Raw genomic sequence first — 18659 nt, forward strand, 5'->3', positions numbered from 1 at the left:
CCCCATATGGGCGCTGCTGGCCCGCGGGCTTTACCGTTTCTGAGTGAGCCACGCAGACCATGGCAAAACGCGATTACTACGAAGTCCTGGGGGTGGCGAAGAACGCCAGCGAGGACGCGCTCAAGAAGGCCTTCCGAAGATTGGCCATGAAATACCACCCGGACCGCAACCCCGGGGACAAGGAGGCGGAGGACCGGTTCAAGGAGGCCCGCGAGGCCTACGATGTCCTCTCCGATCCCCGCAAGCGCGCCGCCTATGATCAGTTCGGCCATGCCGGCGTGGACGGGGCCGCGCGCGGTGCTGGGGGCGCCGCCGCCGGTGGGGCCAGCTTCAGCGACATCTTCGAGGACATCTTCGGCGACATCTTCGGCGGTGCCGGGGGTCGTGGCGGCAGCGGGGCCTTCCGCGGGTCCGACCTGCAGTACAATCTGGAATTGTCCCTGGAAGAGGCCGTCTTCGGCACGGACGTGAAGATCCGCGTGCCCACGCTGGTGGTCTGCGAGACTTGCGGCGGCAGCGGGGCCGCCCCGGGCACCAGCCCCGAGACCTGCCAGACCTGCGGCGGGGTGGGGCGGGTGCGCATGCAGCAGGGGTTCTTCTCCGTGCAGCAGACCTGTCCCCACTGCCGGGGCACCGGCAAGATCATCCCCAAACCCTGCCCCACCTGCCGCGGCCAGGGCCGGGTGGAGGAGCGGCGCACCCTGACGGTGACCGTACCCCCGGGGGTGGACAGCGGCGACCGCATCCGCCTCTCCGGCGAGGGGGAGGCCGGGGTGCACGGCGGCCCCGCCGGGGACCTGTACGTGCAGATCCACGTCAAGCCCCACAAGATCTTCACCCGCAAGGGCAACGATCTCTATTGCGAGGTCCCCATCAGCTTCGCCACTGCCGCCCTGGGCGGGGAGCTGGAGATCCCCACCCTCAAGGGCCGCGTGGCCCTGAAGATCCCCGCCGAGACCCAGACCGGGCGCGTGTTCCGCCTGCGGGGCAAGGGGGTGCGCTCCGTCCACGGGGGCGGAGAGGGGGACATGCTCTGCAGCATCCGGGTGGAGACCCCCGTCAATCTGACCAAGGAGCAAAAGGAGCTGCTGCAGCAGCTGGAGGCCAGCATGAAGGCGGGGGGCAAGAAGCACAGCCCGCAGCAGGAAGGCTGGCTGGACGGCGTCAAGCACTTCTTTGAAGACCTCAAATTCTGGAGAAAGACATGAGCGCAAGCCGCATCGCCATCGTCGGCGCCGGGGGCCGCATGGGGCGGGTCCTGATCGAGGCCGTGCAGGAGACCCCGGACCTGGAGCTGGCCGTGGCCACCGAACGCAGCGGCAGCGGTCTGGTGGGAACGGACGCCGGGACCATGGCCGGGGTCGGCCCCCTGGGGGTGACCCTGGAGCCGGAGCTGGAGGCGGCCGTGGGGCGCTTCGACACCGTCATCGATTTCACCCGCCCTGAGGGCAGCCTGGCCCACCTGGAGGTCTGCCGCCGCTACGGCCGGGCCATGGTGCTGGGCACCACCGGCTTCGATGCATCGCAGAAGGCCGCCATCGAGCAGGCCGCCCGGGAGATCCCGGTGGTGTTCGCCCCCAACATGAGCGTGGGGGTCAATCTCTGCTTGAAGCTTTTGGATACCGCCGCCCGCATCCTGGGGGACGAGGTGGATGTGGAGATCGTGGAGGCCCATCACCGCCACAAGGTGGATGCCCCCTCGGGCACGGCCCTGCGCATGGGTGAGGTGGTGGCCTCGGCCCTGGGGCGGGATCTGAAGGAATGCGCGGTCTATGGCCGGGAGGGGGTCACCGGTGAGCGCGACCGGCGCAGCATCGGCTTCGAGACCATCCGCGCCGGGGATATCGTGGGCGAACATACGGTGATGTTCGCCGGCTCGGGGGAGCGGGTGGAGATCAGCCACAAGGCCTCCAGCCGCATGACCTTCGCCCGTGGGGCGGTGCGGGCCGCCCGCTGGCTGCAGGGCCGGCCCGCCGGGCTCTATGACATGCAGGACGTGCTCGGTCTGCGCTGAAGATCCTCCCGCCCGCAGCGGAGCGGCGTGGACAGTGGCCAGTGGAATCGGCTACCATTGAGTTATCCTGACGTTCCCTAGACACGCATCATGGGCTGGCCGGGTGCCTCCGGCCCGCCCCGTTTGCATGCCCGCCGGAGGTCCCTTGAATACCACACCCGCCCTGTTGGCTCTGGAAGATGGCAGTCTGTTTCACGGCATCGCGGTGGGGGTCCAAGGGCTCTCCGTCGGCGAGGTGGTGTTCAACACCGCCATGACCGGGTACCAGGAGATCCTCACCGATCCCTCCTACTCGGGTCAGCTGGTGACCCTCACCTATCCCCACATCGGCAACACCGGCGTCAACCCGGAGGACGAGGAGTCGCCGGCACCGCAGGCGGCGGGGCTGGTGGTGCGGGATGTGCCGCCGCGGATCTCCAGCTGGCGGGCCACGGAGAGCCTGCCCGAGTACCTGCAGCGCCACGGCGTGGTGGCCATCGCCGGTGTGGACACCCGCCGCCTCACCCGCCTGCTGCGGGAGAAGGGGGCGCAGAACGGCTGCATCCTGGCCGGCGAGGTGGACGCGGACCGGGCCCTGGCGGCGGCCCGCGGTTTCGCCGGGCTCAAGGGCATGGACCTGGCCTCCCAGGCCACCACGGCGCAGCCCTACGAGTGGGAGGAGGGCACCTGGGCCCTGGGGCAGGGGCATCGTGCGGCCCCCGAATCCCGCCCCTATCACGTGGTGGCCTATGATTTTGGCACCAAGCGCAACATGCTGCGCCTGCTGGTGGACCGGGGCTGCCGCGTCACGGTGGTGCCGGCCCGCACCCCGGCCGCGGAGGTGATGGAGTTGAAGCCGGACGGTGTCCTGCTCTCCAACGGCCCCGGCGACCCGGAGCCCTGTGACTATGCCATCCAGGCCATCCGCGAGCTGCTGGAGGCGCGGGTGCCGGTGTTCGGCATCTGTCTCGGCCACCAGCTGCTGGGCCTGGCCACCGGTGCTCGCTCCGTGAAGATGAAGTTCGGCCACCACGGCGCCAACCACCCGGTGCAGGACCTGGACAGCGGGCGGGTGATGATCTCCAGCCAGAACCACGGCTTCGCCCTGGACGAGGGCACCCTGCCGGAGCATGTGCGGCCCACCTTCCGCTCGCTCTTCGACGGTACGCTGCAGGGCATCGCACTGACGGACCGTCCGGCGCTGAGCTTCCAGGGCCACCCGGAGGCCAGTCCCGGCCCCGGCGACGTGCTCTCGCAGTTCGACCGCTTTATCGACATGATGCGGGCCCGGGGCGCCTAGCCACGCCGGTCGCCGCCCGTGCGGGACCCCGGATCCGGTCCCGTCCGCCCACCGGTGCATCGCAATGCGCCGCGTCGTCCACGGTAAGAAGACTTCCATGCCCAAGAGAACCGACCTTCAGAGCATCCTGATCCTCGGCGCCGGCCCCATCGTCATCGGCCAGGCCTGCGAGTTCGACTATTCCGGCGCCCAGGCCTGCAAGGCCCTGCGCGAGGAGGGCTACCGGGTCATCCTGGTGAACTCCAACCCCGCCACCATCATGACCGACCCGGAGATGGCGGACGCCGTCTACATCGAACCGGTGGACTGGAAGGTGGTGGCGCGCATCATCGAGCGGGAGAAGCCCGATGCCGTGCTGCCCACCATGGGGGGGCAGACGGCCCTGAACTGCGCCCTGGACCTGGCCCGGCACGGGGTGCTGGAGAAGCACGGTGTGGAACTCATCGGCGCCAGCGAGGACGCCATCGACATGGCCGAGGATCGGGAACGCTTCCGCGAGGCCATGGCGGAGATCGGCCTGGAATGCCCCGTGGCCTACATGGTGAACAGCTGGGAGGAGGCCCAGCGGGTGCAGCCGCAGATCGGTTTCCCGGTGATCATCCGTCCCTCCTTCACCATGGGGGGCAGCGGCGGCGGCATCGCCTACAACCGGGAGGAATACGAGGACATCGTCAAGCGCGGTCTGGACCTCTCCCCGGTGAACGAGGTGCAGGTGGAGGAGTCCATCCTGGGCTGGAAGGAGTTCGAAATGGAGGTGGTGCGGGACCGCGCGGACAACTGCATCATCATCTGCTCCATCGAGAACCTGGACCCCATGGGGGTGCACACGGGGGATTCCATCACCGTGGCCCCGGCCCAGACCCTCACCGACAAGGAATACCAGATCATGCGCGATGCCTCCCTGGCGGTGCTGCGCAAGATCGGTGTGGACACCGGCGGCTCCAACGTGCAGTTCGCGGTGAACCCGGAGAACGGTCGCCTGGTGGTCATCGAGATGAACCCCCGGGTCTCCCGCTCCTCCGCCCTGGCCTCCAAGGCCACCGGCTTCCCCATCGCCAAGGTGGCGGCCAAGCTGGCGGTGGGCTTCACCCTGGACGAGCTGCGCAACGAGATCACCGGCGGGGTCACCCCGGCCTCCTTCGAGCCGTCCATCGACTACGTGGTCACCAAGATCCCGCGTTTCACCTTCGAGAAGTTCCCCAGCGCCGAGGCCCGGCTGACCACCCAGATGAAGTCCGTGGGCGAGGCCATGGCCATCGGCCGCACCTTCCAGGAATCCTTCCAGAAGGCCCTGCGCAGCCTGGAGACGGGCAATGACGGCCTCAACGAGAAGGTGGATCCGGGCAGTGAGGATGCCGACACCCTGGTGCGCAGCCGTCTGGCGGATCCGGGTCCCGAGCGCATCTGGTACGTGGCCGACGCCTTCCGCATGGGGTATTCCCTGGAGCAGGTCTTCGAGCTGACCTGGATCGACCCCTGGTTCCTGGCCCAGATCCAGGAACTGGTGGAGATGGAGCAGTCCCTCAAGGGGCGCGCCCTCAAGGACCTGGACGCCGAGGCCCTGTTCCGGCTCAAGCAGCGGGGTTTTTCCGACCGCCGCCTGGCGGCCCTGCTGGATGAGACCGAGCGCACCGTGCGCGAGTACCGTCACGGCCTGAAGGTGCATCCCGTGTACAAGCGCGTGGACACCTGCGCCGCCGAGTTCGCCGCCACCACCGCCTACATGTACTCCAGCTACGAGGAGGAGTGCGAGGCGGAGCCCTCCAGCCGCGAGAAGATCATGGTCCTCGGCGGCGGCCCCAACCGCATCGGCCAGGGGATCGAGTTCGATTACTGCTGCGTGCACGCCGCCCTGGCCATGCGCGAGGACGGTTATGAGACCCTCATGGTCAACTGCAATCCGGAGACCGTCTCCACCGACTACGACACCTCCGACCGGCTGTTCTTCGAGCCGCTGACCCTGGAGGACGTGCTAGAGATCGTGCACCTGGAGCGGCCCAAGGGGATCATCATCCAGTTCGGCGGGCAGACCCCGCTGAAGCTGGCCCGGGACCTGGAGGCCGCCGGCGCGCCGGTCATCGGCACCACCCCCGACAGCATCGACCTGGCGGAGGACCGGGAGCGCTTCCAGAACCTGATCCATGACCTGGACCTGATCCAGCCGCCCAACCGCACGGCCCGCAGCGTGGAGGAGGCGGTGCGCCACGCCGAGGCCATCGGCTTCCCCGTGGTGGTGCGCCCCTCCTACGTCCTGGGCGGCCGCGCCATGGAGATCGTCTACAACGAGACCGACCTGCGCCGCTACATGCGCGATGCCGTGCAGGTGTCCAACGACGCGCCTGTGCTTCTGGACCGTTTCCTGGATGATGCCGTGGAGGTGGACGTGGACGCCGTCTGTGACGGCAAGGACGTGGTCATCGGCGGCATCATGCAGCACATCGAGCAGGCCGGGGTGCACTCCGGCGACTCCGCCTGTTCCCTGCCCCCCTACAGCCTGAGCATGGAGCTGCAGGAGCGGATCGCCGAGCAGGTGCGCAAGATGGCCCTGGGCCTGAACGTGGTGGGCCTGATGAACACCCAGTTTGCCGTGCAGGGGGGCGACCGCATCTTCGTGCTGGAGGTGAACCCCCGGGCCTCGCGCACCGTGCCCTTCGTTTCCAAGGCCATCGGCATGCCCCTGGCCAAGATCGCCGCCCGCTGCATGGCCGGGCGCAGCCTGGCGGAGCAGGGGGTGACCCGGGCCATCCGGCCGCAGTACTACTGCGTCAAAGAGGCGGTGTTCCCGTTCATCAAGTTCCCCGGTGTGGACCCCATCCTGGGGCCGGAGATGAAGTCCACCGGCGAGGTCATGGGGGTGGGGCGCAGTTTCCCCGAGGCCTTCGCCAAGAGCCAGCTGGGGGCCGGCGTCACCCTGCCCGGGTCCGGCACTGCTTTTATCAGCGTGCGCGACGCCGACAAGGAGGGGGTGGTACCCATGGCCCAGGCCCTGAGCGAGAAGGGCTTCCAGCTCATCGCCACCAAGGGCACGGCCCAGGTCCTGCGGGCAGCGGGCATCGACTGCGAGCCCATCAATAAGGTGACCGAGGGCCGTCCCCATATCGTGGACCGCATCAAGAACGACGAGATCAGCCTGATCATCAACACCACGGAGGGGCGCCAGGCCATCGCCGATTCCTACACCATCCGCCGCGAGGCCCTGCAGCACAAGGTGACCTATACCACCACCCTGGCCGGTGCCCATGCCACGGTGGCGGCCCTGGATTATCTCACCGACGAGAACGTGTACTGCCTGCAGGCCATGCATAAGGAAAACCTGGAGCATCTGGCATGAGCAAGACGCCACTGACGGTCCGTGGGGCCGAACTCATCAAGGCCGAATTGCAGCGCCTCAAGAGCGAGGAGCGTCCGCGGGTCATCGCCGCCATCGCCGAGGCCCGCGAGCACGGTGACCTGAAGGAAAACGCGGAATACCATGCCGCCCGGGAGCAGCAGGGCTTCATCGAGGGGCGCATCCAGGAGCTGGAGAACAAGCTGGCCAACGCCCAGATCATCGACGTGAAGACCCTCAATGCCGGCGGCAAGGTGGTCTTCGGCGCCACGGTGGAACTGCTGGACCTGGATACCGACAAGGAGGTGAGTTACCAGATCGTGGGGGACGACGAGGCGGACATCAAGTCGGGTCTGATCTCCGTCAACTCCCCCATCGCCCGGGCCCTCATCGGCAAGGAAGAAGGGGATGAGATCACCTTCAACGCCCCCGGGGGGGAGAAGCACTACGAGATCGTGGCGGTGAAGTACATCTGACCGCCCATCCCGGGGCGGGCTGGATCCGTCCCGGGACCCCTCAGGGGAGATCGACCCGGGGTTTTTCCGGGTTGCGCCGGAAGAGGGTGGCCACATGGCCCACCCGCTGCACCAGCAGGGCCCCGGTCTCTTCGCAGATGCGGGCCACCGCCGCGTCCCGTTGCGCCCGATCCCCCGCCGCCACCTTTACCTTGATCAGTTCGTGATGGTCCAGGGCCCCCTGGATCTCCTCCAGGACCGCCTCGGTGAGGCCGTGGCGCCCCAGCATCACCACCGGCTTGCGCGCGTGGGCCAGGGTGCGCAGGTGTTTGATCTGTCGGTCATTGAGCATGTGAAGCGTGGTCCCATGGGTGTGCAGAAGGGGGCGCGAGTCTAGCATGCCGTCGCCACGGCTACAGCCTCCGCCATCACAGGGGAATGAATCCGTCATGTCTCGCAGCAAGAGCAGCAGGCGCTGGCTCAAAGAGCATTTCAGCGACCGGTATGTGCAGCAGGCCCAGGAATCGGGCTGGCGCTGCCGGGCCGTGTACAAGCTGCAGGAGATCGATACCCGCGACCGCCTCCTGCGTCCCGGCATGCACGTGCTGGACCTGGGGGCGGCCCCCGGCGGCTGGAGTCAGTACGCCGCCTCCCGCGTCGGGGGTAGCGGGGCCGTGGTGGCCTCGGACCTGTTGGCCATGGACCCGCTCCCGGGGGTGACCTTCATCCAGGGGGATTTTCGTGAGGAGGCGGTGCTTGCGGCGGTGCTCCAGGCCTTGGGGGAACGTCCCGCGGACCTGGTGCTCTCGGACATGGCCCCCAACTTCAGCGGCGTGGACGCCGTGGATCAGCCCCGGTCCATGCACCTGGCGGAGCTGGCCCTGGACACCGCCGAACGCACGTTGAAACCCGGGGGGGACTTCCTGGTCAAACTCTTCCAGGGCGAGGGGTTCGATGCCTACCTGAAGACGCTGCGCAGCCGGTTCGACAGGGTGCAGATGCGCAAACCGGGGGCCTCGCGCGCCCGCTCCAGGGAGGTCTACGCGTTGGCCAAGGGCCTCAAACTGGTGTAAGGTCGATTGCATGGTGCACAAGACGGACAAGTCGAGGTAGACCCTTGAACGAACTGGTGAAAAACCTGATTATCTGGGCGGTCATTGCCGTCGTGCTGATGTCGGTGTTCAACAACTTCACGCCGACCCAGACCGAGACCCGTTCCTGGTCCTACTCCCACTTCCTCGAGGAGGTGAAGCGTGGCCAGGTGGACAGCGTCTATATCGAGGGCAAGACCATCGAGGGGCGTGGCATCGATGGCGAGCAGTTCACCACCCATGCCCCCAACGACCCCGGGCTCATCGGGGATCTGCTCTCCAATAACGTGGAGATCCGGGTGGACGAGCCCGCCCAGCGTTCCCTGCTCACCGAGATCCTCATCAGCTGGTTCCCCTTCCTGCTGCTCATCGCCGTGTGGATCTACTTCATGCGGCAGATGCAGGGCGGCGCCGGCGGCCGCGGGGCCATGTCCTTTGGTAAGAGCAAGGCCCGCATGATGAGCGAGGACCAGGTGAAGGTCACCTTCGGCGACGTGGCCGGCTGCGACGAGGCCAAGGAGGAGGTGTCCGAGCTGGTGGACTTCCTGCGGGATCCCAGCAAGTTCCAGAAACTGGGCGGCACCATCCCCCGCGGGGTGCTCATGGTGGGTTCCCCGGGCACGGGCAAGACCCTGCTGGCCAAGGCCATCGCCGGTGAGGCCAAGGTGCCTTTCTTCAGCATCTCCGGCTCCGATTTCGTGGAGATGTTCGTCGGGGTGGGGGCCTCCCGGGTGCGGGACATGTTCGATCAGGCCAAGAAGCATGCCCCTTGCATCATCTTCATCGACGAGATCGACGCCGTGGGCCGTCATCGCGGCGCCGGCCTGGGCGGCGGCCATGACGAGCGCGAGCAGACCCTGAACCAGCTGCTGGTGGAGATGGACGGCTTTGAGGGCAGTGAGGGCATCATCGTCATCGCCGCCACCAACCGTCCCGACGTGCTGGACCCGGCCCTGCTGCGCCCCGGGCGTTTCGACCGCCAGGTGGTGGTGCCGTTGCCGGACGTGCGTGGCCGCGAGCAGATCCTCAAGGTGCACATGCGCAAGGTGCCCCTGGCCGAGAACGTGCGCAGCGACCTCATCGCCCGGGGCACCCCCGGCTTCTCCGGGGCCGATCTGGCCAACCTGGTGAACGAGGCGGCCCTGTTCGCGGCGCGGGCCAATAAGCGCCTCGTGGAGATGATCGACTTCGAGCGCGCCAAGGACAAGATCATGATGGGCGCCGAGCGCAAGTCCATGGTGATGAGCGAGGACGAGAAGAAGCTCACCGCCTACCACGAGGCCGGACATGCCATCGTCGGCCGCCTGGTGCCGGAGCACGATCCGGTCTACAAGGTGAGCATCATCCCCCGCGGGCGGGCCCTGGGGGTGACCATGTTCCTCCCGGACGAGGACCGCTACAGCCACAGCAAGACCCGCCTGGAGAGCCAGATCTGCTCCCTGTTCGGCGGCCGTATCGCCGAGGAGATCATCTTCGGCTCGGACAAGGTGACCACGGGCGCCTCCAACGATATCGAGCGGGCCACCTCCATCGCCCGGAACATGGTCACCAAGTGGGGCCTCTCCGACCGCCTGGGACCGCTTTCCTACGGCGAGGACGAAGGGGAGGTCTTCCTGGGCCGGCAGGTGACCCAGCACAAGCAGATGTCCGACGAGACGGCCCACGCCATCGACGAGGAGATCCGCCGCATCATCGATTCCAACTACGAGCGGGCACGGAACATCCTCAACGAGAACCTGGACAAGCTCCATACCATGGCCCAGGCCCTGATGAAGTACGAGACCATCGACCTGGACCAGATCAACGACATCATGGACGGGCGCGAGCCCCGGGATCCCGATGGCTGGAGCGGCAAGGAGCCCGAGGACGGCTCCCGCAGCCGGGACGAAGACGAGGGCGAGGCCAAGGGGATCATCGGCGGTCCCGCCAGTCAGACCTGAGGATTCCCTTCCCGGACCCGTTCCCCATGAAGCCGCCCCGGGCGGCTTCATGCGTTGCGAGGCGGCCGTCCAAGGCGGTCCGCACCCTTCAGCAGAGGCCATCCCATGCAGTTTGCCCGTCACTTCGTGGATCTCTCCCGCCCGCGCGTCATGGGCATCCTCAACGTCACCCCGGATTCCTTCTCCGATGGCGGCCGTCATGCGGATCTGGGCGCCGCCGTGGAGCGGGCCCGGGCCATGGTGGCGGAGGGGGCCGATTTCATCGATGTCGGCGGCGAGTCCACGCGCCCGGGGGCCGATGAGGTGCCGGTGGAGGAGGAGTTGCGCCGGGTCCTGCCGGTGATCGAGGCCCTGGCCGGGGAACTGCCTGTACCCCTGTCCGTGGATACCAGCAAGCCCCAGGTGATGCGCGCCGCCTGCGCAGCCGGGGCCGCATTGATCAACGATGTGCGCGCCCTGGCCGCCCCCGGGGCCCTGGAGGCCGCGGCGGCCTGCGGGGTCCCGGTGTGTCTCATGCACATGCAGGGGGCCCCCCGGAGCATGCAGGTCGATCCTCGTTACGACGACGTGGTGGCCGAGGTGCGTGCCTTTTTGGCGGAGCGGGTGGCCGCCTGCCGCCGCGTGGGCATCGGCCAGGACCGCCTGCTCCTGGACCCGGGGTTTGGTTTCGGCAAGACCCTGGATCACAATCTGACCCTGCTGCGCCATCTGAAGACCCTGGCGGTGGACGGCCTGCCGCTGCTGGTGGGGGTGTCCCGCAAGCGCATGATCGGGGAGATGCTGGGGGACGATCGTCCCCCCGAGGCCCGTGTCCATGGCAGCGTGGCCGCGGCCCTTTGGGCGGCGCAGCGGGGGGCGGCCATCCTGCGGGTACATGATGTGGCCGCCACACGGGATGCCCTGCGGGTGTTGCAGGCACTGGAGACTGGCAAGGCGGTGCAGGAAGGGGCATGATCCCGTCGGCCCCCGCATCAGGAGAGCAGATCAGATGACCCAGCAACGCAGATATTTCGGTACCGATGGCATCCGGGGTCGGGTCGGGGACTTCCCCATGACGGCGGATTTCGCCCTGCGCTTGGGCTGGGCGGCGGGCAGGGTCCTGGGCTCCCGGGACGGGGGCCCAGTGCTCATCGGCAAGGACACCCGGGTCTCCGGCTACCTGTTCGAATCGGCCCTCGAGGCGGGACTGTCCTCCGCCGGGGTGAATATCCGCCTGCTGGGCCCCATGCCCACCCCGGCGGTGGCCTACCTCACCCGCACCTTCCGCGCCGCGGCGGGTATCGTCATCAGCGCCTCCCACAACCCCTATTACGACAACGGCTTCAAGTTCTTCTCCAGTGCCGGCAGTAAGCTCCCGGATGCCGTGGAGGAGGCCATTGAGGCCATGCTGGAGCGGCCCATGACCATGGTGGATTCCGCGGAGTTGGGTAAGGCCGAGCGGGTGGGGGATGCCCCGGGGCGTTACATCGAGTTCTGCAAGGGCACCATCCCGCCGGGTACCACGTTGCACGGTCTGAAACTGGTGGTGGACTGCGCCCACGGCGCCACCTATGGCGTGGCCCCCCATGTCTTCGAGGAACTGGGGGCCGAGGTGATCCCGGTGGGGGTGGAGCCGGATGGGTTCAACATCAACGACGACTGCGGATCCCTGCATCCCGAACACATGCGCCGGGCGGTGCTGGAGCATCGCGCGGACCTGGGCATCGCCCTGGACGGGGACGGAGATCGCCTCATCCTGGTGGACGAGCGTGGCGACACCGTGGACGGGGACCAGGCCCTGTGCATCATCGCCCTGGCCCGCCACCACGACGGCATCCTGCAGGGGGGCGTGGTGGGCACCCTCATGAGCAATCTCGGCCTGGAACAGGCCCTGGGGGCCGCCGGCATCCCCTTTCGCCGCGTCAAGGTGGGGGACCGTCACGTCATGGAGGGACTGCAGCGGGAGGGCTGGCAGTTGGGTGGGGAGTCCTCCGGCCACATCATCTGCCTGGACCGGACCACCACCGGAGACGGCATCGTCTCCGCCCTGCAGGTGCTGCAGGTAATGAGCCAGACCGGGCGTCCCCTGTCGGAACTGCACCGCGCCATGGAGAAGTACCCGCAGAAACTGGTGAACGTCCCGGTGGCGGCGGATGCCGCCCGCGGGGGTCTGTTGCAGGGTCGCCTCGTGCAGGAGGCGGTACAGGAGGCGGAATCCGCCCTGGCGGGCCGCGGCCGGGTGCTGCTGCGGCCCTCGGGGACCGAGCCCTTGGTGCGGGTCATGGTGGAGGGGGGGGACATGGCCCTGGTGGGCCGTCTGGCCCGGGATCTGGCCGACGCCGTGCGCCGCGCGGCGGAGGCGGTGGCCTGACCCCTGCGGGGAAATTGATTTATCGGGGCGGCAAAGGTAGCATGCGGCACTTTCCTCGTGGAGGTCCATTTCACGGAGCGGAACCATGCGCACACCCCTGGTTGCAGGAAACTGGAAGATGAACGGCTCGCACGAGGCCAATCAGGCCCTGATGCGGGAGCTGGCCACGGCGGTGGAGGGTCTGTCCGCCGAGGTGGTGGTCTGCCCGCCGTTCGTCTACTTGGAGCAGGTGGCCGGCCTGACCGGTCCCGCCATCGGCCTGGGGGCCCAGGACCTGTGCGATCAGGATGCCGGCGCCTATACCGGCGAGGTGTCCGGCGCCATGCTGCGGGATCTGGGATGCCGCTATGGGATCGTCGGCCACTCCGAGCGCCGCACCCTCTATGGCGAGGACGATGCCTTCGTCGCGCGCAAGTTCTCCGCCGCCCGCCGCCACGGCCTCGTGCCCATCCTGTGCGTGGGCGAGCAGTTGGAGGAACGGGAAGGGGGCATCACCGAGGCGGTGATCGGCCGCCAGCTGGATGCGGTGCTGGAACTGGAGGGGGTGGCCGCCTTTGGCAATGCAGTCATCGCCTATGAGCCGGTCTGGGCCATCGGTACCGGCCGCACGGCCACACCGGAACAGGCCCAGGAGGTGCATGCCTTCATCCGCGGCCGCCTCGAGGCCCTGGACGCCTCCGTGGCGGCCCGAGTGCGGATCCTCTACGGGGGCAGCGTCAAGGCCGATAATGCGGCCGAACTCTTCGCCGGGCCGGACATCGATGGTGGCCTGATCGGCGGGGCCTCACTCAAGGCCGCGGACTTCCTTGCCATCTGCAGGGCCGCGGACCAGGCGGGATGATCCATGCTCTATAGCATTCTTCTGGTTTTTCAGGTAATCTTTTCCGTCGGTCTCATTGCCCTGGTGCTGATGCAGCATGGCAAGGGGGCCGATGCTGGCGCCGCCTTCGGCAGCGGTGCCTCGGCCACCGTTTTCGGTGCTCGGGGTTCGGCCAACCTGCTCACGCGGGCCACGGCCTTGACGGCCACCGCCTTCATCGTCAACAGTCTGATCCTGACGTACCTGGCGGCCCACCGGCCCGAGGCCCCCAGCGCCGCGGACCTCATCCAGGCCCCGCCGGCGGTGGAGCAGCAGGAGGCACCGGCGCAGACGGCACCCGAGCAAGGGCCGTCCGACGTCCCGGAGGACGTGCCCGGTTGACGGGGCTCCCGGGGGAGACCCCCCCGGTTTCGCTGGTTTCGTGCAGATGTGGTGGAATTGGTAGACACGCCGTCTTGAGGGGGCGGTGGCGAAAGCCGTGTCGGTTCGAGTCCGACCATCTGCACCATCTTTCCTATCCTGCGATGCAGTCTTCCCAGACCCTACTGCGGCATCGCAATATCCCATTTTTCTTTTCGGGAATTACTTTATTCTAATGCTTGACACCCTTTTCGGGGGTGCCATAGACTCCCTCGGGCTTTTCAACGGGGCACTTTATTGTGCTTCGGCATAACTAAAACAAGAGGCATCCGGGCGGTGGACGGATGCGCGAAAAGAATCACCAAGGCCCATCCCGTGCGCCGGCGCGCGATGGGGGGAGAGGACCATGCTCGAAAACTACCTGCCTATCCTGGTGTTCATGGGTATCGGCCTGCTCATGGGGATCCTGCCTCTCGCACTGGGCATGGTGATCGGACCCCGCCGTCCGGACGCCGCCAAGAATTCCCCCTATGAGTGCGGCTTCGAGGCCTTCGAAGACTCCCGCATGAAATTCGACGTCAGGTTCTACCTGATCGCCATCCTCTTTATTATCTTCGATCTGGAAATCGCGTTTCTCTTTCCCTGGGCCGTGGCGCTGGACACCATCGGCCTGTACGGGCTGCTCGCCATGGGCCTGTTTCTGGGCATCCTGGTGATCGGTTTCATCTATGAGTGGAAAAAGGGGGCCCTGGAATGGGAATAGAAGGCGTCCTTGAAGAAGGGTTCGTCACCACCTCGGCAGACAAACTGATCAATTGGGCCCGTACGGGATCCCTCTGGCCCATGACCTTTGGCCTGGCCTGTTGTGCCGTGGAGATGATGCACGCCGGTGCCGCCCGTTACGACCTGGACCGCTTCGGGATGATCTTCCGCCCGAGCCCGCGCCAGTCGGACGTGATGATCGTGGCCGGTACCCTGGTGAACAAGATGGCCCCTGCGCTTCGCAAGGTCTATGACCAGATGGCCGAGCCCCGCTGGGTCATCTCCATGGGTTCCTGCGCCAACGGTGGCGGCTACTATCACTATTCCTATTCGGTGGTGAGGGGGTGCGACCGCATCGTCCCCGTGGACATCTACGTGCCCGGTTGCCCGCCCACGGCAGAGGCCCTCCTCTACGGGATTTTGCAGCTGCAGAACAAGATCCGACGCACCAACACCATCGCCCGCTGAGCGGGCGATCCCAGCCGGGATCTCAAGATGAGCGAGAAACTCGACAGACTGGCCGCGCGCCTGGAACAACGATTCGAGGGCCGGCTGCAGGGGCTCGAGCGCGCCCATGGCGAGCTCACCCTGCAGGTGGCGCCAAGGGATCTGCACGAGGTGACCCGCACCCTGCGGGACGATCCGGAGCTGTCCTTCGAGCAGCTGATGGATGTCTGCGGCGTGGACTACATGGCCTACGGTGTCACCGAATGGGCCACGGAATCCGCCAGTGGCGAGGGCTTTAGCCGGGGCGTGGAGAAGGCCACCTCCGGGCGTTTCACCTTCGATGAGGCCCCGGCGGGGGGTACCTGGGATGGACCGCGTTTCGCCGTGGTGTATCACCTGCTCTCCGTGCGCCATAACCACCGGTTGCGTCTGAAGGTGTTCTGTCCGGAGGACGATTTCCCCGCCGTTCCCTCGGTGGTGGAGATCTGGCGCAGCGCGGACTGGTTCGAGCGCGAGGCCTTCGACCTGTTCGGCATCGTCTTCGAGGGGCACCCGGATCTGCGCCGTATCCTCACCGACTACGGTTTCGTGGGTCATCCCTTCCGTAAGGACTTCCCCCTGGTGGGACACGTGGAGATGCGCTACGACCCCGAGCAGCAGCGGGTGATCTACCAGCCGGTGAGCATCCAGCCCCGGGTGCTCGTGCCCCGGGTGATCCGGGAGGATCACCGCTATCTGCACGACGCCACCGACGGGAGGTCCACCGATGCCTGAGATCCGCAACTACACCCTCAACTTCGGTCCCCAGCACCCGGCGGCCCACGGCGTGCTGCGCCTGGTGCTGGAGATGGATGGCGAGGTGGTGGAGCGCGCCGATCCGCACATCGGGCTGTTGCACCGGGCCACCGAGAAGCTGGCGGAGAACAAGCCCTACAACCAGAGCATCGGCTACATGGACCGTCTGGACTATGTGTCCATGATGTGCAACGAGCACGGCTACGTGCTGGCCCTGGAGCGTCTGCTGGGCATCCAGCCCCCGCTGCGGGCCCAGTACATCCGGGTGATGTACGACGAGATCACCCGCCTGCTCAACCACCTGCTCTGGCTCGGCGCCCATGCCCTGGATGTGGGTGCCATGAGCATGTTCCTCTACTGCCTGCGCGAGCGCGAGGACCTGGTGGACTGCTACGAGGCGGTAAGCGGCTCGCGCATGCATGCCACCTACTATCGCCCCGGTGGCGTGGCCCGGGACCTGCCCGGGACCATGCCCCAGTACAAGCCGTCCCGCTGGAAGAGCGAGGCGGAAGTGGAACGCATCAACGCCGACCGCCAGGGTTCGCTGCTGGACTTCATCGAGGCCTTCACCGAGCGGTTCCCGCAGCGGGTGGATGAGTACGAGACCCTGTTGACGGAGAACCGCATCTGGCGTCAGCGCACCGTGGGGGTCGGCGTGGTGAGCCCCGAGCGCGCGCTGCAACTGGGTTTCACCGGCCCCATGCTGCGCGGCTCCGGTGTGGAATGGGATCTGCGCAGGAAGCAGCCCTATGAGGTCTACGACCGCCTGGACTTCGATATCCCCGTGGGTGCCAACGGCGACACCTATGACCGCTATCTGGTGCGGGTGGAGGAGATGCGTCAGTCCAACCGCATCATCCGCCAGTGCGTGGACTGGCTGCGGGCGAACCCGGGCCCGGTGATGGTGGACGATCACAAGATCGTGCCGCCGCGCCGGGAGGAGATGAAGGCGGACATGGAGGCCCTCATCCACCACTTCAAGCTGTTCACCGAGGGGATGTGTGTCCCCGCGGGCGAGGCCTATGCCGCCGTGGAGCATCCCAAGGGGGAGTTTGGGGTCTACCTAGTCTCCGACGGGGCCAACAAGCCCTACCGCGTCAAGGTGCGCGCCCCCGGGTTTGCCCATCTGGCGGCGCTGGACGAGATGAGCCGCGGGCACATGCTGGCCGATGTGGTCACCCTCATCGGCAGCCTGGACATCGTCTTTGGGGAGATCGATCGCTGATGGCTGGGAACCCGACCCAACGCAAGTCCGATGTGCTGAACGCGCACGTGCGCGCCGAGATCGACGACTGGCTCTCCCGCTACCCCCAGGATCAGCGCCAGTCCGCCGTGCTGGGGGCGCTGCGGGCCGTGCAGCACGAACACGGACACCTGACCACCGAGCTCATGGATGCGGTGGCGGACTACATCGGCATGCCCGAGATCGCCGTCTACGAGGTGGCCAGCTTCTATTCCATGTTCGAGCTGGAGCCGGTGGGGCGGCATACCATCTCCGTGTGCACCAACGTCTCCTGCATGCTGCGGGGCGCCGACCAGATCCTCGCCCACCTGGAACAGCGTCTGGGCATCCGGTTGGGGGAGACCACCCCGGATGGGCGCTTCTTTCTCAAGCGGGAGGAGGAGTGCCTGGCGGCCTGCTGTGGCGCGCCCATGATGCAGGTGGACCATGTCTATTACGAGCATCTCACCCCCGAGAAGGTGGATGAGATCCTCGATTCCCTGGAGTAGCCCCATGGTGAATCGCGTCTGCATAACCACCCGCGGGTTCGACGAGCCCTGGACCTACGAGAACTATCGCAAGGTGGGCGGGTACAAGGCCCTGGAGAAGGTCCTCAAGGAGAAGATGAGCCGCGAGGCGGTCATCGAGGAGGTGAAGAAGGCCAACCTGCGCGGCCGCGGCGGGGCCGGCTTCCCCGCGGGCATCAAGTGGGGCTTCATGCCCCGGGGCACGGGCGGGCAGAACTACCTGGTCTGCAACTCGGACGAATCCGAGCCGGGGACCTGCAAGGACCGGGACATCCTGCGCTTCAATCCCCATGCCCTGGTGGAGGGGATGGCCATCGCCGGCTACGCCATGGACGCCACGGTGGGCTACAACTACATGCGCGGCGAGTTCCTGGACGAGCCCTACCGGCGCTTCTCCCAGGCGGTGCGGGAGGCCTACGAGCACGGCTGGCTGGGCAAGGACATCCTGGGCTCCGGGGTGGACTTCGATCTCTATCCCACCCTGGGGGCCGGGGCCTATATCTGCGGCGAGGAGACGGCCCTGCTGGAATCCCTGGAGGGGAAGAAGGGCCAGCCGCGGTACAAGCCGCCGTTCCCGGCCAACTACGGTCTCTATGGTCGCCCCACCACCATCAACAACACCGAGACCCTGGCCTCGGTGCCCGCCATCCTGCGGGAGGGCGGGGAGTGGTTCGCCGCCCTGGGGGTGGAGCGCAGCGGCGGCGAGAAGCTCTTCTCCGTCTCCGGCCACGTGGAGCGCCCGGGCAACTACGAGGTGCCCATGGGCATCCCCTTCCGGGAGCTGCTGGAGATGGCCGGCGGGGTGTGGCAGGGCCGCCGCCTCAAGGCGGTGATCCCCGGTGGCTCCTCCGTGCCCGTGGTGCCGGCCGAGACCATGCTGGAGGCCACCATGGATTACGACGGCATCGCCCGGGCCGGGTCCATGCTGGGATCCGGGGCGGTGATCGTCATGGACGAGACCACCGACATGGTCAAGGTCCTGCAGCGCATCTCCCGTTTCTACTTCTCCGAGTCCTGCGGCCAGTGCACCCCCTGCCGCGAGGGTACGGGCTGGCTCTACCGCATGGTCACCCGCATCGTCGAGGGCCGGGGCCGCATGGAGGACCTGGAGCGCCTGGACGAGGTGGCGGGCAAGATCGAGGGGCGCACCATCTGCGCCCTGGGGGACGCCGCGGCGATGCCGGTGCGCAGTTTCGTCAAGCACTTCCGGCACGAATTCCAATACTACATCGAGCACGGCCGCAGCATGGTGGCCGACGCGGCCTGACG

At 67.2% G+C, this 18659-nt stretch carries 18 protein-coding genes and 1 tRNA gene; 18 read left to right on the forward strand and 1 reads right to left on the reverse strand.

The window, feature by feature from the left end:
- Positions 1 to 59 precede the first annotated feature (59 nt).
- From dnaJ to greA, 5 genes are all read left to right on the forward strand, one after another.
- Positions 60 to 1208 (forward strand): molecular chaperone DnaJ, encoded by a 1149-nt coding sequence (dnaJ, locus tag BM214_RS03335; protein ID WP_090483794.1) that lies wholly within the window; start codon positions 60 to 62, stop codon positions 1206 to 1208.
- Positions 1205 to 2014, forward strand: a complete 810-nt coding sequence (gene dapB, locus BM214_RS03340) for a 4-hydroxy-tetrahydrodipicolinate reductase (protein WP_090483795.1) — start codon at positions 1205 to 1207, stop codon at positions 2012 to 2014. The genes dnaJ and dapB overlap by 4 nt, the downstream gene beginning before the upstream one ends.
- Positions 2015 to 2159: 145 nt before the next feature.
- Positions 2160 to 3293, forward strand: coding sequence for a glutamine-hydrolyzing carbamoyl-phosphate synthase small subunit (gene carA, locus BM214_RS03345; RefSeq protein WP_177217566.1), 1134 nt, complete (start codon positions 2160 to 2162; stop codon positions 3291 to 3293).
- Positions 3294 to 3390: 97 nt separating this feature from the next.
- Entirely contained in the window at positions 3391 to 6624 is a 3234-nt protein-coding gene (carB, locus tag BM214_RS03350; RefSeq protein WP_090483906.1) for a carbamoyl-phosphate synthase large subunit, read from the forward strand.
- Positions 6621 to 7097 (forward strand): transcription elongation factor GreA, encoded by a 477-nt coding sequence (gene greA, locus BM214_RS03355; protein WP_090483797.1) that lies wholly within the window; start codon positions 6621 to 6623, stop codon positions 7095 to 7097. The genes carB and greA overlap by 4 nt, the downstream gene beginning before the upstream one ends.
- Before the next feature lie 40 nt (positions 7098 to 7137).
- On the opposite strand, the gene yhbY is transcribed toward greA, so the two are convergent.
- Entirely contained in the window at positions 7138 to 7428 is a 291-nt protein-coding gene (yhbY, locus tag BM214_RS03360; RefSeq protein ID WP_090483798.1) for a ribosome assembly RNA-binding protein YhbY, read from the reverse strand.
- A gap of 97 nt (positions 7429 to 7525) precedes the next feature.
- Here yhbY and rlmE point away from each other — a divergent pair, with 97 nt between their 5' ends.
- The 13 genes from rlmE to nuoF all read left to right on the forward strand — a co-directional run bounded on the left by rlmE (position 7526) and on the right by nuoF (position 18657).
- Positions 7526 to 8149 carry a 23S rRNA (uridine(2552)-2'-O)-methyltransferase RlmE gene (gene rlmE, locus BM214_RS03365; RefSeq protein ID WP_090483799.1) on the forward strand — a complete coding sequence of 208 codons (624 nt, stop codon included), beginning with the start codon at positions 7526 to 7528 and terminating at the stop codon, positions 8147 to 8149.
- Between the two features lie 44 nt (positions 8150 to 8193).
- Positions 8194 to 10107, forward strand: a complete 1914-nt coding sequence (ftsH, locus tag BM214_RS03370; protein WP_090483800.1) for an ATP-dependent zinc metalloprotease FtsH — start codon at positions 8194 to 8196, stop codon at positions 10105 to 10107.
- Positions 10108 to 10212: 105 nt separating this feature from the next.
- The gene (gene folP, locus BM214_RS03375) at positions 10213 to 11061 is read left to right on the forward strand and encodes a dihydropteroate synthase (RefSeq protein ID WP_090483801.1); all 849 of its coding nucleotides are present in this window, start codon (positions 10213 to 10215) and stop codon (positions 11059 to 11061) included.
- 34 nt (positions 11062 to 11095) lie between these two features.
- Entirely contained in the window at positions 11096 to 12457 is a 1362-nt protein-coding gene (glmM, locus tag BM214_RS03380; RefSeq protein ID WP_090483802.1) for a phosphoglucosamine mutase, read from the forward strand.
- An 85-nt stretch (positions 12458 to 12542) separates the two neighbouring features.
- The gene (tpiA, locus tag BM214_RS03385) at positions 12543 to 13298 is read left to right on the forward strand and encodes a triose-phosphate isomerase (protein WP_090483803.1); all 756 of its coding nucleotides are present in this window, start codon (positions 12543 to 12545) and stop codon (positions 13296 to 13298) included.
- 3 nt (positions 13299 to 13301) lie between these two features.
- Positions 13302 to 13658, forward strand: a complete 357-nt coding sequence (gene secG, locus BM214_RS03390; RefSeq protein ID WP_090483804.1) for a preprotein translocase subunit SecG — start codon at positions 13302 to 13304, stop codon at positions 13656 to 13658.
- A 42-nt stretch (positions 13659 to 13700) separates the two neighbouring features.
- Positions 13701 to 13785 (forward strand) — tRNA-Leu (locus BM214_RS03395).
- A 258-nt stretch (positions 13786 to 14043) separates the two neighbouring features.
- Positions 14044 to 14400: an NADH-quinone oxidoreductase subunit A gene (locus BM214_RS03400; RefSeq protein WP_090483805.1), complete on the forward strand. Its 357-nt coding sequence runs from the start codon at positions 14044 to 14046 to the stop codon at positions 14398 to 14400.
- Positions 14391 to 14867 (forward strand): NuoB/complex I 20 kDa subunit family protein, encoded by a 477-nt coding sequence (locus BM214_RS03405; RefSeq protein ID WP_090483806.1) that lies wholly within the window; start codon positions 14391 to 14393, stop codon positions 14865 to 14867. The genes BM214_RS03400 and BM214_RS03405 overlap by 10 nt, the downstream gene beginning before the upstream one ends.
- 27 nt (positions 14868 to 14894) lie before the next feature.
- Positions 14895 to 15620 (forward strand): NADH-quinone oxidoreductase subunit C, encoded by a 726-nt coding sequence (locus BM214_RS03410; protein WP_090483807.1) that lies wholly within the window; start codon positions 14895 to 14897, stop codon positions 15618 to 15620.
- Complete coding sequence (locus BM214_RS03415; protein WP_090483808.1) at positions 15613 to 16866, forward strand: NADH-quinone oxidoreductase subunit D; 1254 nt, start codon at positions 15613 to 15615, stop codon at positions 16864 to 16866. The genes BM214_RS03410 and BM214_RS03415 overlap by 8 nt, the downstream gene beginning before the upstream one ends.
- Entirely contained in the window at positions 16866 to 17372 is a 507-nt protein-coding gene (locus tag BM214_RS03420) for an NADH-quinone oxidoreductase subunit NuoE family protein (protein WP_090483809.1), read from the forward strand. Before BM214_RS03415 ends, BM214_RS03420 begins: the two co-directional genes overlap by 1 nt.
- A 4-nt stretch (positions 17373 to 17376) precedes the next feature.
- Entirely contained in the window at positions 17377 to 18657 is a 1281-nt protein-coding gene (gene nuoF / locus BM214_RS03425) for an NADH-quinone oxidoreductase subunit NuoF (RefSeq protein WP_090483810.1), read from the forward strand.
- Positions 18658 to 18659: the final 2 nt, after the last annotated feature.

Source organism: Ectothiorhodospira mobilis (assembly GCF_900114895.1).
Taxonomy (GTDB): domain Bacteria; phylum Pseudomonadota; class Gammaproteobacteria; order Ectothiorhodospirales; family Ectothiorhodospiraceae; genus Ectothiorhodospira; species Ectothiorhodospira mobilis_A.

What these genes read in the sequence shown, in the direction of transcription:
- rlmE (WP_090483799.1), top strand. Translation starts at nt 7,526, where the DNA reads ATGTCTCGCAGCAAGAGCAGCAGGCGCTGGCTCAAAGAGCATTTCAGC.
- BM214_RS03410 (WP_090483807.1), top strand. Translation starts at nt 14,895, where the DNA reads ATGAGCGAGAAACTCGACAGACTGGCCGCGCGCCTGGAACAACGATTC.
- BM214_RS03405 (WP_090483806.1), top strand. Translation starts at nt 14,391, where the DNA reads ATGGGAATAGAAGGCGTCCTTGAAGAAGGGTTCGTCACCACCTCGGCA.
- carB (WP_090483906.1), top strand. Translation starts at nt 3,391, where the DNA reads ATGCCCAAGAGAACCGACCTTCAGAGCATCCTGATCCTCGGCGCCGGC.
- BM214_RS03400 (WP_090483805.1), top strand. Translation starts at nt 14,044, where the DNA reads ATGCTCGAAAACTACCTGCCTATCCTGGTGTTCATGGGTATCGGCCTG.
- secG (WP_090483804.1), top strand. Translation starts at nt 13,302, where the DNA reads ATGCTCTATAGCATTCTTCTGGTTTTTCAGGTAATCTTTTCCGTCGGT.
- yhbY (WP_090483798.1), bottom strand. Translation starts at nt 7,428, where the DNA reads ATGCTCAATGACCGACAGATCAAACACCTGCGCACCCTGGCCCACGCG.
- dapB (WP_090483795.1), top strand. Translation starts at nt 1,205, where the DNA reads ATGAGCGCAAGCCGCATCGCCATCGTCGGCGCCGGGGGCCGCATGGGG.
- glmM (WP_090483802.1), top strand. Translation starts at nt 11,096, where the DNA reads ATGACCCAGCAACGCAGATATTTCGGTACCGATGGCATCCGGGGTCGG.
- dnaJ (WP_090483794.1), top strand. Translation starts at nt 60, where the DNA reads ATGGCAAAACGCGATTACTACGAAGTCCTGGGGGTGGCGAAGAACGCC.
- BM214_RS03420 (WP_090483809.1), top strand. Translation starts at nt 16,866, where the DNA reads ATGGCTGGGAACCCGACCCAACGCAAGTCCGATGTGCTGAACGCGCAC.
- BM214_RS03415 (WP_090483808.1), top strand. Translation starts at nt 15,613, where the DNA reads ATGCCTGAGATCCGCAACTACACCCTCAACTTCGGTCCCCAGCACCCG.
- nuoF (WP_090483810.1), top strand. Translation starts at nt 17,377, where the DNA reads ATGGTGAATCGCGTCTGCATAACCACCCGCGGGTTCGACGAGCCCTGG.
- tpiA (WP_090483803.1), top strand. Translation starts at nt 12,543, where the DNA reads ATGCGCACACCCCTGGTTGCAGGAAACTGGAAGATGAACGGCTCGCAC.
- folP (WP_090483801.1), top strand. Translation starts at nt 10,213, where the DNA reads ATGCAGTTTGCCCGTCACTTCGTGGATCTCTCCCGCCCGCGCGTCATG.
- greA (WP_090483797.1), top strand. Translation starts at nt 6,621, where the DNA reads ATGAGCAAGACGCCACTGACGGTCCGTGGGGCCGAACTCATCAAGGCC.